The sequence below is a fragment of the Bacillus sp. FSL K6-1106 genome, from assembly GCF_038005245.1.
Classification (GTDB): domain Bacteria; phylum Bacillota; class Bacilli; order Bacillales; family Bacillaceae; genus Bacillus; species Bacillus altitudinis.
Map to the genome: position 1 here is coordinate 2,718,517 of NZ_JBBOSV010000001.1, position 16,101 is coordinate 2,734,617.

15 protein-coding genes are annotated in these 16,101 nt (G+C 38.8%); all 15 read left to right on the plus strand.

Features of this window, described 5'->3' with window-relative positions; genetic code table 11:
- Window positions 1–285 precede the first annotated feature (285 nt).
- Window positions 286–600, plus strand: a complete 315-nt coding sequence (locus MHI20_RS14220; protein WP_340939033.1) for a hypothetical protein — start codon at window positions 286–288, stop codon at window positions 598–600.
- Window positions 597–2,444, plus strand: coding sequence for a GTPase (locus tag MHI20_RS14225; RefSeq protein ID WP_340939365.1), 1,848 nt, complete (start codon window positions 597–599; stop codon window positions 2,442–2,444). Before MHI20_RS14220 ends, MHI20_RS14225 begins: the two co-directional genes overlap by 4 nt.
- Window positions 2,444–4,192 carry a GTPase gene (locus MHI20_RS14230; protein WP_251211367.1) on the plus strand — a complete coding sequence of 583 codons (1,749 nt, stop codon included), beginning with the start codon at window positions 2,444–2,446 and terminating at the stop codon, window positions 4,190–4,192. The genes MHI20_RS14225 and MHI20_RS14230 overlap by 1 nt, the downstream gene beginning before the upstream one ends.
- Before the next feature lie 302 nt (window positions 4,193–4,494).
- On the plus strand, window positions 4,495–4,686 hold the full coding sequence (locus MHI20_RS14235; protein WP_144668365.1) for a PLD nuclease N-terminal domain-containing protein: 192 nt from the start codon (window positions 4,495–4,497) through the stop codon (window positions 4,684–4,686).
- A 14-nt stretch (window positions 4,687–4,700) separates the two neighbouring features.
- Entirely contained in the window at window positions 4,701–5,618 is a 918-nt protein-coding gene (locus MHI20_RS14240; protein ID WP_340939036.1) for an ABC transporter ATP-binding protein, read from the plus strand.
- The gene (locus MHI20_RS14245) at window positions 5,615–6,379 is read left to right on the plus strand and encodes an ABC transporter permease (protein WP_340939038.1); all 765 of its coding nucleotides are present in this window, start codon (window positions 5,615–5,617) and stop codon (window positions 6,377–6,379) included. Before MHI20_RS14240 ends, MHI20_RS14245 begins: the two co-directional genes overlap by 4 nt.
- 155 nt (window positions 6,380–6,534) lie before the next feature.
- Window positions 6,535–7,254, plus strand: a complete 720-nt coding sequence (locus tag MHI20_RS14250) for an ABC transporter ATP-binding protein (RefSeq protein WP_335364761.1) — start codon at window positions 6,535–6,537, stop codon at window positions 7,252–7,254.
- Window positions 7,223–9,688 carry an FtsX-like permease family protein gene (locus tag MHI20_RS14255; RefSeq protein WP_340939044.1) on the plus strand — a complete coding sequence of 822 codons (2,466 nt, stop codon included), beginning with the start codon at window positions 7,223–7,225 and terminating at the stop codon, window positions 9,686–9,688. The genes MHI20_RS14250 and MHI20_RS14255 overlap by 32 nt, the downstream gene beginning before the upstream one ends.
- Before the next feature lie 5 nt (window positions 9,689–9,693).
- On the plus strand, window positions 9,694–10,206 hold the full coding sequence (locus tag MHI20_RS14260) for a PadR family transcriptional regulator (protein ID WP_039169395.1): 513 nt from the start codon (window positions 9,694–9,696) through the stop codon (window positions 10,204–10,206).
- A gap of 125 nt (window positions 10,207–10,331) precedes the next feature.
- On the plus strand, window positions 10,332–10,730 hold the full coding sequence (locus MHI20_RS14265; protein WP_079919441.1) for a RidA family protein: 399 nt from the start codon (window positions 10,332–10,334) through the stop codon (window positions 10,728–10,730).
- 262 nt (window positions 10,731–10,992) lie between these two features.
- The gene (skfA, locus tag MHI20_RS14270) at window positions 10,993–11,160 is read left to right on the plus strand and encodes a sporulation killing factor (protein WP_017366484.1); all 168 of its coding nucleotides are present in this window, start codon (window positions 10,993–10,995) and stop codon (window positions 11,158–11,160) included.
- A gap of 64 nt (window positions 11,161–11,224) precedes the next feature.
- Window positions 11,225–12,460, plus strand: a complete 1,236-nt coding sequence (gene skfB / locus MHI20_RS14275; protein WP_138278025.1) for a sporulation killing factor system radical SAM maturase — start codon at window positions 11,225–11,227, stop codon at window positions 12,458–12,460.
- A complete protein-coding gene (locus tag MHI20_RS14280) occupies window positions 12,453–13,943 on the plus strand; it encodes a CPBP family intramembrane glutamic endopeptidase (RefSeq protein ID WP_242731439.1) in 1,491 nt (496 codons plus the stop codon). The genes skfB and MHI20_RS14280 overlap by 8 nt, the downstream gene beginning before the upstream one ends.
- A gap of 17 nt (window positions 13,944–13,960) precedes the next feature.
- Window positions 13,961–14,683, plus strand: a complete 723-nt coding sequence (locus tag MHI20_RS14285; protein ID WP_144668355.1) for an ABC transporter ATP-binding protein — start codon at window positions 13,961–13,963, stop codon at window positions 14,681–14,683.
- Window positions 14,676–16,097, plus strand: coding sequence for a sporulation killing factor system integral membrane protein (skfF, locus tag MHI20_RS14290; protein WP_242731441.1), 1,422 nt, complete (start codon window positions 14,676–14,678; stop codon window positions 16,095–16,097). The genes MHI20_RS14285 and skfF overlap by 8 nt, the downstream gene beginning before the upstream one ends.
- Window positions 16,098–16,101 lie beyond the last annotated feature (4 nt).

Here is a 16,101-nt window from a genome sequence, read left to right on the forward strand (position 1 = left end):
GTGTTTTGATCCCTGTCTCAAAAACGGGGGTCAGTCCCGAGCTTCGGGCTTTTTTATATCCTCTATCAAAAAAGCAGTAGGAAGAGCTCGCCAAACTAATGGTGTAAAATAAGTGGGGAAGAAAGAACAGGGAGAGAGCGTAAGGATGAACAATAATTTCGTAAGCGTTAAGGACCGTAATTAAACAAAATTAGTTAATAAGTATTATTTTCCATATAGAGGTGAGTTAGAATAGTATTATGAATTTATGAAGATATATGGATATCCATGTTGGAGGTGGAATCATTGCTTAGAGTTGTAAATAATTTTAGCAAAAGAAGAATCGATTACGATGAGTATAAACAAGCATTGACTGACTGTAAGTATGTAGCTGAAAAACAAGCCACATATGTTTCTGGTAGAATTAAAGATTTAAAAAAAACGCTTAAAAAAAATAACGAAGAATTGAAACTTTTTATTAACCAAGCAAATGATTTAACAGAATTGAAAGATGAATCATTAATGACCATGTTAGAGAGTTTTAACGATACTATCTCTAATAATTTACATTCAGGAATCAAAAACATAGAGGAATCTATAGATAAAAAGAAAAAAATCTGAGTACGTTTACAGTAACGCTATTTGGAAGAACAAAAGCAGGGAAAAGCACAATAAGAGAGGCTTTAACTGAAGGAAATGGTGAGAGTATTGGTAAAGGCTCACAACGAACAACAAGAGATATCAGAGAATACTATTGGAACAATCTTAGAATTATAGACACTCCAGGGATTTCGGCTTACGAAGGAGAAGAGGATGTTGAAATTGCCGAAAGCGTTATAGATGAATCAGATTTGATTATGTTTTTAGTTACCAATGACAGTATACAGGAAACTGAATTTGAAAAGTTAGTTCAGTTAAGGTCTCAGAATAAGCCAATAATAATATTGCTCAATGTGAAAGAGGACATTGATGATGAATTATTCAGAGAGATATTTCTTGAGAATTATAAGGATACTATTAGTTTAAATGGTCAGGCGGGTAATGTTGAGAGAATTAAAGAATACTCTAAGAAATACTTAGGGAGGAATAATTTTAAAATTATTCCTATACACGCATTATCTGCATTTAGAAGTACAAAAGAGGAAGATAAGGATTTAAAGCGGAAATTATACAATGCCTCCAATCTCAATAAAGTTAAGATTATGCTTAGAGAATTAGTGGTGAACCAAGGTAAACAAAAAAGAGTATTAAGTTTCAGGGATGACTATATTTATTATTTAAGAAGTTTAGAAAGCGTTTATTGGAACAATTTTAAACAGATAAAACCGAGAGTGCATTATATTCGTGGAAAGCACAAGGCAATAAAGAGTTGGTTTGAAGATTTTAAAACAAATGGATTAAATACAATTGATGGTGAAGTATCACAGATTTTCACGCAATTGTCATCAGAAGTGGATGCTTTTGTAGATAGTTATGCAGGGAATAAAAATGCTGAAAGAAAATGGAACGAAAAGGTAGAGTCCTATAAGCTACATGAAAGAATCAATGAGATTTATCAAAGTTTATCAAATGAGGCGAAAAGAAATTTGAATGAATTTTCACGTCAAATTACATTCGAAGTAAACAATCTTAATTTCGATAGTATGGCAGAGGATGTTGGCGAATTAAAGAGGGGTGTAATGGGGAAGGTTGCACGTTGGGGTGGTGCGGCCTTAAGTGTCACATGGCTATTTACCGTAAGTAATTTTTGGAATCCAGCAGGTTGGGTTTCTGGTGTAATTGGAATTGGCGGTGCATTAATGGGTGTCATAAGCATTTTTTCAGGAAACGATAGCAAAAAATTTGATAAAAGAAAATCAGAAATAAAAACTGATATAAAAAGGTCAGTTAACAAAATGTCTAATGATACAAAAAAGCAGTTACGAAGTGCCTTTAAGAAAAATATCATTAACCCATTATATGAACAAATAAATATTGAGTGGGATAAAAATGTAGAAATGTTATTTGCATATTTAAACTTAATAAAGGAGTCAGCAATCCGTATTAGAAAAGAAGAACAGCAAGAAAACGTTAATCTTTTTAAACTACTTTATGAACAAACATATCTATCAAAATTTAATAATAATTCAATGTTGAAAGTTGCAAGGGAACAAGGTGTGATGACTAAAATTATGACACATGAGGATAAAAATCTAAAGCAAAATAATAGTAGAAGATTGTTAGAGAATATTATAGGAGAAAAGCTCGTTTATATTGAATTTATAAATGAACCGAGTGAACTTTTTAGACGTTCACTATTTCCAGCAAAAACCGAAGATATTGAATTAGAAATCAATTTACCACAAGTTATTATTAGAGCAAGCAAAGGTAAAATTAGTGGGATAATTGGTAAAAAAGGTAGGAATATAAAATTAACAAATAGGCTGTTTGACGACATAAGCATTACGGTGAAGGAGATGGTATAATGGAAGAAATAAAATACGTTAAGTACGCAAATAAAATAGACCAGTTAAAAGAAGATTTTGATAACATCATTGACAGAGTTGACAATGAAAAATGCTATTCCTTAATGAGTGAATATAAAAATGATATTGCGAAAATTAAAGACAAAGATAAATTGGAAATTGCCTTTATAGGGCAATACTCTGCTGGAAAGTCAACACTAATATCTTCTTTAACGGAGAATATGAATATAAAAACAGGACAGAACATAACAACAGATAAAGTTAATGAATATAAGTGGAATAATATCGTTTTAATAGATACTCCTGGAATTGGAACTGATTATCAAGAACACTCTGACTTAGCATATAGATATATGGATTTAGCAGATTTATTAGTATATGTAGTAACAACTCAAGGTTTTGATGAATTAATTGCAAAAGATTTTAAAAATATTGCTTTTACACAACAGAAATCTTCAAAGATGATGTTAGTGGTAAATAAAACTTCTTTAGAGTCTCTGGCCAATAAATCATACTGGGAAGAAGATATTAGAAAAGTATTAACACCCTATACCTTAGAAGAGTTTAGGGTGACGTTTACTGATGCTAATAGTTATTTAGAGGCTTTGAAGCCAAAGAATGAAAAATTTCGTAGTCCATTGATAGAACGTAGTAATTTAAACAATCTGATTTTAAATTTAAACGATTTCAGTGAAGACAAAGGGATTGTGGGAAGACTGTTATCACCTTTAAATGTGTTAAATACATATATAGATAAAGTTATAACTGAAACTTCTACGAATGAAAAAGAAAAGAAAGTTCAAGAACTATTAATAAGGAAAAAGTTTTTAGTAGTTGAAAGCAGAAAGAATATAAATAGGGAAATTGAGAATGAAATTCAAAATCTATACAATAGCGTCATGATAGTTTCTGATGAGTTTCTATCAAAAATTACTGGTGAAAAAAATTCAAGTGAATTGAACTATAATTTTCAGACTACAAAAGAAAAAGTTGAAACATTATGTAGTGAAGTTGGTGAAAGAATAGCAGATATTGTAGACCAAGAATTAGACGATTTAATAAAAAAAATAAATGCGTTAGAAGATACTCCAGTCTTTAAAGAGTTAATAAAAGAGTTTAATATGGATGTAGACTTTCACGTTAATTTTAAAGACAAAAAGGATGCAAATCATTTTAAAAAAGCTCCTGAATCTATAAGAGATATAGGGAAGTTTTTAGGTGTGGCAGGTAAGGGTTTTAAAAGTTGGTGTATAAATGCAGAAAAAGCCGGAAATGGATTGAGAAAACTATCAGGTAGTGAAGCACATAAGTTTGTTTTAGATGTTGGACACTTTTTTGGTAAGAAGTTTCGACCCTATGAAGCCTTGAAGATAGTAAACAAATTCGGAAAAGCTGGAGAGGTACTAACTAAAGTTGGTACAAAAGTGAGTGTTGTTACTGCGGTGGCGTCTCCGTTAATGGCGGCCTACGATGAATACCAAGAAGGAGCAAATGAAAAACGGTTGTTAGAAGCGAGAAATGAAGTTAGAAATAACTTCAGAACATGGGCTAATGAAATAAAAAGAAATGCTCAAGAGAAAAGAGCAGATTTGTTGAATTCAGTACATGATAAGGAATTGGATACTATTAATAGTCGTATTCATTCGCTCAGAGATAAAGAAAAGCTTCAAACAAAACAATCAAAATTATTATTAGAACTTCAACAAGAAGTCGAACGTACTTCAAGGGATATTGAGGGCAATATGTGAAGGATTCAAAAATAAATCATCTACACTTAATTTCATAACCGTTATTATTGTACGCACTCGATAATCTTTTTTCTAAATAAGCTGATTGATGGAGTTAGCCAAGGGAAAGAAAATGGAAAAGATTTTGCGAGATTCGTCATGATCATCACAAGCAAGCCCAGTGAATAACCTTCACTGGGCTTTTTTATATTTATAGACCATTCGACCAATAAAAATAAAATACATTTGAACGAAGTCGCTCTTCATGTCGTCAAAAGAAGTAATACCAAAACAAATTGACGTTTGAAAAGGGAGTGGTGTGGATGGATATGAAGTTGATTTTCCCTCTTATTTTGCTGCAAGCGATTTTGATGGTGATTGGTTTGTTTGATTTGTTGAAAAGAGATCCATCGAGTATTAGGGGAGAAGTGAAGTGGGTTTGGGCTTTGGTGATTGTGTTTGTGGCGAGTGCTGGTCCTATTGCGTATTTCATTTTTGGTCGTAAACAATCTTAGTAGGGGGGATTCGCTTGAATATGTTGGAGTGTCACGAGCTGACGAAATCGTATGGACGGCATGAAGTGTTAAAAGATGTCTCGTTTTCTGTTGGGGAGGTTGGATGTGTTGGCTTTTTAGGAGCCAATGGAGCGGGGAAGACAACGACGATCCGCATTTTGACGGGGCTTGCTCGTCCTACGTCTGGCGTTGTGAAGGTGGCAGGTTTTGATGTCGAAAAGGACATGGATCAAATCAGTCAGGTGATTGGGTACTGTCCGCAGCATCCTGCATTTTATCAGGATATGACGGGGCAGGAATGGATGCATTGGGTTGGCGGGTTATTTCATTTAGAGAAAAACACCATTCGTTCCAAAACAGAGGAACTGTTGAAGCTTTGCCGTGTGTATGAGACGAAGGATCGTGCTATTGGCAGCTATAGTGGAGGCATGAAGCAGAGGCTTGCTATTGCGCAGGCACTGATCAACAGCCCGAAGGTTCTCATCCTGGATGAGCCTGTGTCTGCACTTGATCCTATGGGGAGAAAAGACGTCCTGACTTTGATTGAGCGTCTAAAGCATGAGATGATGATCTTTATGTCGACCCATATTTTAGATGACATTGAACGTGTGGCGGATCATATTATCATGATCAACAGCGGCAAAATTGAGATGTCCTCTTCGATGAAACAGCTCAAAGAAGACTATATCCAGCCCGTGATTGAATTTCAATTAGAACAACAGAATACGAAACTAGTGGCTTTGTTAAAAGAACGGGATTGGGTGGAGGAATGCATGGAAACAGGAGACGCTTATCAGGTGCGAGTCAACAATCAACAAACGGCATTGAAGGAACTGCCGGCTCTCATCACTGAAACTGGCGGTGTTCTTCTCCATTATCGACTATCTAAGCTGACGCTTGAAGATATTTTTATGAAGGTTGTGACGGCATGATGATGTTGAAAAAGGAATTTAGGGAGTTATTCACTAGTTATAAAATCTTATTTGTGCCGATCATTTTCACGATTTTAATGATTACGCAGCCTATTACGCTCAAAATGCTGCCGGATCTTTTGTCGAAATCAGCGAATCTACCTGAAGGGTCTACATTTTATATACCAGAGCCTAGTGCTGGAGAAGCTTTAGCCAGTGCATTGAGTAAATTTGATTCGCTCGGCGTGTTTATCCTCATTATGATCGTGATGGGGACGATTGCTGGAGAGCGTGCATCTGGTGTGACAGCCATGATTATGGTGAAACCGATCAGTCGAATGAGTTATTATGTCTCGAAACTATGCGCCTATGCCTGTTTAACTTTGTTTAGTTTGATAGTGGCGGTGCTAGCTTCCGTTTATTATGTGAACATTCAATTTGGGCATGTGGCTTGGGGCGATGTGTTAAAAGGAACGCTTTTGTATTATCCAAACCTACTGCTTATTGTGGTGTCGACCATTTGTGCATCGGCATTCTTTAAGCGTTCAGTGACTGCGGGCGGCGTTTCCCTTTTGATCAACCTCATCCTGTTTACCGTTCCTTCGTTTTATGAGGATGCATTAGGGAAGTTTGCACCTAAAGGCGTCACAAGTGCGGCTGAGGAGATGATTCATAGAGGGACTTATTCGGATCAGGCGCTTACAAGCTTTCTTGGTGTATCGGTATTGATTGGTTTCTTTTTTCTCATCGGAGGGTTTCTTTTTAGAAAACAAGAATTATAGCATGGTGTACCCTTTGGATATGAAAATCTAAAGGGTTTTTTATGTATTTAGTAAGTAAAAAATAAGACATAAATGCATATTATCATGATTTGGATGTTGAAATAATATATACTTAGTATATAATTACTCCGTAAAGGGATGGGAGGAGTTTGCAGATGATTCAGATCAAGCATGTGAAGAAGGAATTTTTTCAAGGCCAGGAGCGGACTGAGGTGCTGAGGGGCGTTGATTTGACGGTAGAAGAAGGGGAGTTTGTAGCGGTGATGGGACCGAGTGGTTCTGGAAAAAGTACATTACTTCAGCTGTTAGGCGGGCTTGATCTGCCTACTGATGGAGAGATTTTGATAGATGAGCATCAGTTGAGTGAGATGAATGAGAAAGAGAGAACGATTTTTCGCAGAAAACAGATTGGGTTTGTGTTTCAAAATTATCAGATGCTGCCTACGTTAACTGTCGAAGAAAATGTGGCGTTTCCGCTGCATGCAGATGGACGTTTAACAAAGGAGAATCAACAGACGGTTGTAGAGCTGTTAGAGGCTGTTGGCTTGAATGGACTTGGACGGAAACGGGCTAGTTTGCTGAGCGGCGGGCAGCAGCAGCGTGTAGCGATTGCAAGAGCTCTAGTCAATCAGCCGTCAGTGCTGTTAGCAGATGAGCCGACGGGGAACTTGGACCGACATAGAGCGGAGGATATTTTGGCGTTAATGTGCAAGTTCAATCGAGAAAGCAAGCAGACGATTATTATGGTGACGCATGATATTTTCGCAGCGGGGTTTGCGGATCGAATCATCCTTTTTAAAGACGGTGTTATTGATCAAGTGATTTCTAGAAAGGATGATGATTATGCTCAGTATGTGGCGAATTTCATGGCGTAACATGATTCAGCATAAAAAGAGGTTCGCCATTTCTGTCTTAGGCATCATGGTGGGGATCGCTTTTGTCACGTCAATGCTCATTGCCGATCGAACGACAAATGATGTGTTTCATTACTATGAGCAAATGTATGTCGCTGATGCAGATTATTGGGTGTTGAGTGATGATCATACATATGATGAGGAACAGATCTCCTCCATTTTAAAGCATCCTGATGTGACAGGATCATTATTAGCGCTGGATAAACAGACGTTTTTTGATGTAGAAGGTGATCACTCTCTTAACCAACGGGCGGTGCGAATTACCGGGGTGCAAGATCAAACGAGCTCTTTACTGAAGCTGCCTGTGATTGAAGGGCGTTTGGATAATCAGGGGTTGGTCATACCAGATGTTGTGGCAAAGCTGTTGAATAAAAAAGTGGGAGATACCATTCGTTTTTCTGATTTGGGCGAAGCGAAGGTATCTGCCATTGTGGAATATACACAGCTGCTTTCAAGTCCGAGTGACTGGAAGAGTGCAGAATCATCGAGCTTTCGTGTGATGGCGCCGCTTGATATATTGAGAGACTGGACGGGAATGGATGATCAGCTTTCTTATATGAGATTTCAGACAAATGAAGGCGGGGAACAGCTCTTTCAATCTTTACAGAAAGAGTTCAAGGATGCAGATGTTTTTGTCCAGCCTGTGGTGGCGGATGACCGGCAAAGTAATGACATTGGCGGGTTGTACACGTTCTTTTACCTCATCGCAGGGCTGTCGATGTTTATGAGCGGTTTTATCGTGTTTAATATGATCTATACGAGTGTGATGGAACGAAAAAAAGAATTTGCGATTATGAAGAGCTTCGGTTATACACAGGGCTCTGTTTCTAAGCTGATGTTGATTGAGGTTTTGATCTTGGCTTGTATTGGAACCGTCATTGGGGTACCGATTGGCGTTTGGCTTGGGGATGTGTTCATGCAAACACTGCTTGGTGTGTTTGCTTTTGATATGGTGTATTCGTTAGATTGGCAAGTGCCTGTTGTAATAGCAGTGATCGTTGGTATTGTGTTCCCTGTGCTGTTTTCGTTATTTCCGATCTATCATGCAGGGAAAACGTCTGTGCTGCTGACTTTAAAATCCACCACCCAACCTTCTGCACCGAAGAAACAATCGGTCATTAGAGCGGCGATAGGGATAGGCTTGCTTTCATTTGTATGGGTGGATCATCCGGCTGCTTATCTTGCCATTTTAGCCAGCATGGTTCTGTTATTCCCATTTTTCCTGCTCTTTTTGAACCGTTTGTTGGCGCCCCTTTTGAAGCTTGTTTTTGGCTATCCAGGTCATCTATCAGCGCAGCATGTCACGCAGCAACTGAATCGAAATGCCAATACGGCGGCGATTCTAGCTGTTGGGATTGCTGTGATCTTGCTTTTAAGTGCGGTCATTGAAGCGGCTCCAGATGGCTACGAAAAAGAGATTCGTCAAACGTATGGAGGCGATCTCAGGGTTACTTCTGAAGCCCCATGGACGAAAGCGGATCAAGAAAAGCTGTCATCCTATGAGGCTGTTGAGCGGGTGGAACCGATGATGGAAGCGGCTCCTTTGACATGGGAAACGGCTGATGGAGAGAAAAGACAATTTTCTCTGATCGGCGTAGAGGAAAAGGGACCGTCTTTTATAGAAGATGACAATAAAGGCGATTTGTATCAACATTTAGCAGAAAAGCCCTCTATCGTGTTAGGAGAGCGTGCGTTTGATGAATGGGGTGGGCGTATTGGAGAGAGTGTGTATCTCAATGCACCTTCTGGCCGGCAGCAGTTACAAGTCATTGATGTGGTCAAGACTTCTCATCATTCGGGTTATGTGGCATTTGTCGATCAGACATTTTTACAAGAGGATTTAGGGTGGACGCAGCCCCTTGATATCCTGCTTACGTTAAAAGACAAAGGTGCCGGTGAGTCTTTACGAGATCAGCTATGGGAAGACTTTGGGCAGCGGCTTTCAAAGGTGAAAACAGTAGAGGATGAGATTGAATCAACGACATCGGCTTTAACTGGTATGAACGAGTTAATTTCTATGATGCTCATTTTCATTATGGGGCTCGCGAGCATTGGAACAGCCAATACACTGCTGATGAATACGCTTGAACGTACATCTGAGATTGGCACCATGCGTGCGCTTGGACTGACAAAGCAGCAGGTGAGAAAAATGATCGTCGGAGAAGGTGTGCTCATTGGGTTATCAGGTGTGATTGGCGGCATTTTATTTGGTGTGATTCTTCTATATGTCTCAAGCCAATCTGATTGGCTCGGTGGATTTGTTTCATTTCAGCTGCCATTTTTGCATCTACTGCTGGCAGTGATTGCAGGAATTGCACTCAGTTTAGCGGCTTCGTGGATTTCTAGTGCGACAGCGAGTAAAATAGAGATGATATCATCTCTCAAAGAAGGTTAAATCATATGTCAGTGAAATACGGAATTTTAACATCGCTCTGTCAGCAGCAACATCATGGATATGAATTAAAGCTAGAGCTGGAGTCATTGCTCGGAATAAAAGGAAAAATCAACCCGGGTCAAATCTACACGACGCTTGATCGGTTAATTCGTGATCAATTGGTGACAGCAGTGGGAATAGATGACCAAGATCGAAAGCTGTACGACGTGACGGAAGAAGGCAGACTAGAGCTGGAATCATGGCTGTTGGCGCCTGTTCCGTATCATGCTGTAAAGGATGATTTTCACTTTAAATGGGGCTGTGCACGGAAAATCAGATTTCATCAAGAAAAAGAAATGCTTCAGCAGCAGAAAGCCGTCATCATGAAAGATGTGATGGAACTCACGAAGCTGAAAACGGAATGTCTTGTGCAAGGTGATGAGAGTCGGTACTTATTGATTTCTGGCACGCTGCTTCATTTAGAGGCGGATTTGAATTGGATTCATCAAATTGAGCATCGGAGCGGAGCATCATTTTAGAGAGGTCTTTCTTTTGAAGAAAGGTCTTTTTTTGGCTTCGTTCGGAGCATACGCAAATAGGATGGGAAGAAAGTTTGGTATGATAGGTGTAAATTGATTGTATTTTCAGAAAAGGGGTTTGATCAATGAAAACATCACGTAATCCTGAGACCATTCACGCGCCAGTTGCACCGTACATTCATCAAATAGAGACAACAGGGCCGCAGCGGTGGTTAACCTTATCGGGGCAAGTGGGGATGGAAGTCGATGGGACCATCCCAGCGAGCCCGATGGAACAGCTCGAGCTAGCGTTAGAGAATGTAAAACGCAATGTAGAAGCGGCAGATATGAAAGTGGAAGATATAACGAAGCTTGTGTTTTATTTGGTAGGTGAGTTTGATGCTGAGAGTAGAAAACGAGTCATGGGTCAGTTTTTAGGAGACCACCTGCCTTGTATGACGATGATTTATGTGGTGGCTTTGGCTTCACCTGCTTTAAAGGTTGAGGTGGATGCTTGGGCTTGTCGGGATATGGATTCGGTTTAAGAGTTGGCTTAATGATTGTCTTGATGAGGTAGATAATGAAAAATTTTTGCATAAGGGAAGTATGGATAAAAGATTGGATTTTCATATCCAATCTTTTTTATATTTAGTTCTCTCTAATTTATTGATATAAATACCTTTTAAGTATTTTTTTAGAATATTTTACACAATTCCCCTTACTTCGACATTTTTCATATGGTAATATCAGGGTGCATAGAGATTGGGACTATTGACACTATGCAAATTTCTAGAGGAGGTTTTACTTATGACAAGAAACCAAAAAGAATGGGAATCTGTGAGTAAAAAAAGCCTTAAGCGTCCAGGTGGTACTTCAATTGTTAAGGCAGCTGGATGTATGGGGTGCTGGGCCTCAAAGAGTATTGCAATGACACGAGTTTGTGCACTACCACATCCTGCAATGAGAGCTATTTAATGAATAACATAGGGAGTTAAGCATATATTGCTAGCTCCTTATTCTATAAAAGGGGTGTCTATTTATGTCAAGTAATCAACTAACAGAATACGATTTACCTGAACTAGCGATTCATTTGCAGCCTCATGGCGCAGTCATGATAGATAGAAAATCAATGTATTACTTTAGATTAAGTGGAAGAGGGGCTCAGCTTGCATTTTTATTATCTAAGAATAAAGACGTGAGCAAAACTGCTCGTATCTGGGAAATCGTTAAAAAGGAAAAGCTAACAGCTGATCAGTTGCGTGAAGAATTGAGTGCTCATCCTTTTACAGAAGCTTGGACACAGGGGTTATTGGATCAACCTATTCAATTTACAGGATCTTTACAGTCCTATTTGCCCATTAGCTGTACTCTCCAATTAACAAACGCTTGTAACTTAGGTTGTTCCTTTTGCTATGCTAGTTCCGGTAAGCCCTATCCTGAAGAGTTAACATGTTCCCAGTGGATTAATGTGATGCAAAAACTAGCTGCGCAAGGTGTGGCTGATGTGACTTTAACAGGGGGCGAAGCCAAGCTCATAAAGGGTTTTAAAGAAATTGTGATGGTTGCGAGTTCATTATTTACGAACGTAAACGTTTTTAGCAATGGCTTAAACTGGAGACAAGAAGAAGTGGAATTACTCAGTCATCTAGGAAATGTATCTGTACAAATTAGTATTGACGGTACGAGCGACACTCACAATTCCTTAAGGGGAAGGAAAGGTGCTTTTCAGGAAAGTATGGAAACCATCCAGCGGTTAACAGAAGTGAATGTTCCTGTAATTGTTGCAATGACCATCAATGAAATGAACGCTGATCAAGTAGCGGAGGTTGTTGATCATTGTGCAAAAGCAAATGCCTCTATTTTCCGTGCTGGTAAGACATTATCCGTAGGACGTGCTACAAAGAATTTTAAAGCGCTAGAAACTTCATTTGAACATCGTGTTCAAAGCCAGTTACAGCAGGCGCGTTCTAAGTGGGGACACCATTTGAATATAATTGATTGGGAGCATGAAGAGAGTTCTTTTACAACTGATTTTTGTACACCGGGTTATTTGGCTTGGTATATAAGGGCAGACGGTTATGTGACACCTTGTCAATTAGAGGATATTCCTTTAGGTCATATTCTAACTGATTCTTTTTCTGATATTGGTTCACCAACACGTCTATTGAAATTGAAATGTGAAGCGAAAAACTGTAAATGTATAGGTAAAGTTGAACTATCCGAGCCAGATCTCCCCTTTGAAAATGAAAAGAGAGCAGGCATCACTCATGAATAGTATGACTTTTATTTTGTGGTCAGGTCTTGGAGTGATAGGGCTCTTCCTGTTTGCGAAGTATAGAGTGTCAACAATAGAATCAAACCTTTTAGATAAAATTGAGGCAAGAAAAGTGGGTATCGATTTTATTAGAGAGTTTGTGGGCATAGACGTGGAATCTTGGGAGGTATATTCAGTCTATTGGTATGATCATGAAACAGTGAATAAGTTACATCATTTAGGTTTACTTAAAAAAAATCGACATATACTTCATGAAATGGGATTGGTTGAGTCTTGGCGTGTTCGTTTTGTTCACCAAAACCAATCATTCGTGATAGGAGTAAACGCTAAACGGGAAGTGACCTTTTTTTATGCAGATGTAAGGCAAACTTCATTATCTAAAAAAGACGGTCAGATTTCACTAGAAGGTTTAAAAGATAAATTAACTTGTTCTTCAAAGGGATTATGGGCTAAGACAAAACCAACTGGTTCTGGTTCAAAAGAAGAGGATTTTCGTGAAATTAAAACATATTGGTATCTCGCTGAAAAGGAAGATATCCGACTTAAGGTAACAGTTGAAATGCAATCTGGTGTGATCACATATATCGGCACAGATACAGAGATTTTAACGGATCAGATGAATAAAGTAATAAGAGATGAACAAGTTGAGTCTACTTTTGGTCTCTCAGGTATGTTAGGGTCAGCTGCTGCGATGATCATGGCTATATTAGTTTTAGTCTTAATGAATGTTCAAATTAACCTCACATTAAGTTTTATGCTGGGTTTCATGATTGTACTAGTGCAATCTCTCACAATTAAGGAGGATATACAGTTAACGATAGTAAATGCTTACGATGCTAGGATGAGTGTTCAAACTGTTAAATTACTTGGTATACTCTCTACTTTGTTTGCAGGATTATTGACAGGATTTGTAGTATTTATATGTTCATTGGCAGGAGGCGCTCTTGCGAATGAATTAGAAATGAAATTTTTAGATGAAATCGTTGGACAAACTTTTATTGGTCTTAGCGCTGGGTTAATTAGTCTAGGCATCACATCACTGGTCTTTTACCTGTTAGAGAGAATGAATAAATTACGTATTTCTCCGGAACTATCGAATAGAAGTATGTTTTTATCTGGATTTACTTTAAGACAAGGGCTTAATATGAGTCTACAAAGTTCTATTGGGGAAGAAGTGATATACCGACTCTTAATGATTTCTCTTATATTTTGGTTTAGTGGGAATGCGATATTGTCCATTTTAATATCATCTTTTTTATGGGCAATTATGCATCAGGTTACTGGTTATGATCCAAGATGGATTCGCTGGGCGCATCTTTTTGTTTTTGGATGTTTTCTTGGTTTTCTTTTTATGCATTATGGATTTATTTGTGTACTGGCGGCACATTTTATTCACAATTTTGTGCTCGTTTGTATGCCCTTATGGCAATTTAAACTTCAAAGATATCTACATACCAAAAAGCCTCAGCATACATCACTCTAATAAAAGGGAGAGATTTGATGCCATTCATGGAGGTTCAGAATGTAAGCAAACGATATAGCAATGGTGATGGGATAGAGGGCCTTTCATTTTCCATTGAAGCAGGGGAGGTTGTGGCGCTGCTTGGGCCTAATGGTGCGGGGAAGACGACAACCATTCGATGCTTAACAGGTCTCTATCAACCTGATCAAGGGGAAATACTCATAGAGGGATTTCCTCCTGGTCATTCCCATGTCCAAAAACAAGTAGCTCTTATTCCAGATCAGCCATATTTGTACCCAGATTTAACGGTTGCTGAACATGTTCAATTCCGTGCGAGGGGCTATCATAAAGGTTTAAAACAGATCAAAGAAAAGGTATTTGAGGCGTTGAAAGAAGTACATATCGAAATGAAGATGAACGAATTGTGCGGAAGGCTTTCAAGAGGTCAAAAACAGCGTGTCGTCTTAGCAGGGGCCATTGTGCAAGATGCCTCCCTTTTTATTTTAGATGAGCCGACTGTTGGGTTAGACATCCCTTCGAAACAATGGCTGTCAGATTGGCTGATACAGAAGAGCCTTCAAGGTGGTTCGGTTCTTGTGTCCACTCATAGTCTAGAGTTTGTTCTTGATACGGCTAGTAGGGTGATATTGATTCGAGACGGTGCCATCATGAAAAGTATCGCTGTTCCTAAGCAGCAGGAAGAACAAATGAAGTGGCGGACAGAAGTCATTCAACTTCTAGGGGAGTGGTCTAGTGAATAACACGCTTTCCCTTTTATGGATGAAATCCCAAAGGCGCTTGATCAGTAAAAATCAAGAAAAGAAAATGCCCTTTCTGATCTTGCTACTTATGATGGCTGCCATCGGTTTTCAGCTGAGCGCAGTCTCAGGTATGGGCGATTGGAATGCAAGTACAGCTGGATGGATCATTGTCGTTTTATTTGTTCTTTATACTGGCTTTGGCTTGTTTTCGAATAGGCTGCCTAGTCAGATGAACGATATCATGTGGTTGTATGGAAGTGGTGCTTCCTTATGGACAGTTGTGATGAGTGTATGGGTATATCACATTTTTTGGCGATGTGCTCTTCTCGTTGTTTCTGCTGTGATGGCTGATATCCTCCTTCTTTGTTTAACGCAGCAGTACTTTTTTCTACTTGGTAAATCACTCCTGTTAACAGCGCTGTTATGTATGATCGAAACATGGATGATTGCGGTATCTTGTGCAAGAACCATTCAAGTATATAAACGAGTGCTCTTCATTGGTTTTATACTGATGTTTGGTTGTCTTTCATTGCTCACTTTGAATCAATTGATATTGAAACAGTCGTCAATGATGGAGATATCTGCTTCTTTGATGTATCAAGTCGGACGCATGATAGAGGAGTTTTCATTCATTTCTGTATTGATATTACTTGGAGCGATGATTCTATCTTTCATGATGATGTACAGGTCGAGTCATCGTATAGAGATGATGGAGTCGTTAGTCAAAGAGGCGGCATTTTGGGAGGAATTTGAGGGGAAACAGGTTCATGCAAATCCAATAAGTCCAAAGAAAAGCAAGACGTGGTGGGGGCTTTCAACATTAACGGGCATCTGGGCTTTCCTTTGGCTAGAAATATTGATGATCAAAAAGTATGCTACCTTCCACCTGTTATCTACCATGCTGTTGATCGGTACTTACTATGTCGTCAGTTCTTATTTTTCAGATTGGTTGACTCTATTCTTTCTGGTCATTGGTGCATCTGTCCTGCTCAGTTCATATTACGCTGGGATTGTAAGACACGGGCAAACGGGATTGCTGTATCTTTTTCCGGGTGCTTTATATCAAAAAATTCTTCTATTGGAAGTGTTTCAAACCTTTTGGTTGTATGGTGTCTACTTGATTTCTCTTATCTTGTTAGAGATTCATGATGTATTGTATTGGGCCATTTATGGGGTAGGGGTTTATATTTGGTTTTTGACCATACGTCTCTTTGCCTTTACGCAGCCTTTGAGACGAGAAGCGAGTCTTTCTTTGGGCATCTATTATCGATCATTGCTCATCGGATCTGTCATAAGTGCTGCGGTCATCATTGGGATTCATCTGTTCACTAATGGCTGGTTTACAACGATGACATGTGTATTTGCTGGATGTGTATGTTATGTGATGTGTTATCGATGCCGTGGGACTCATTAAAAAG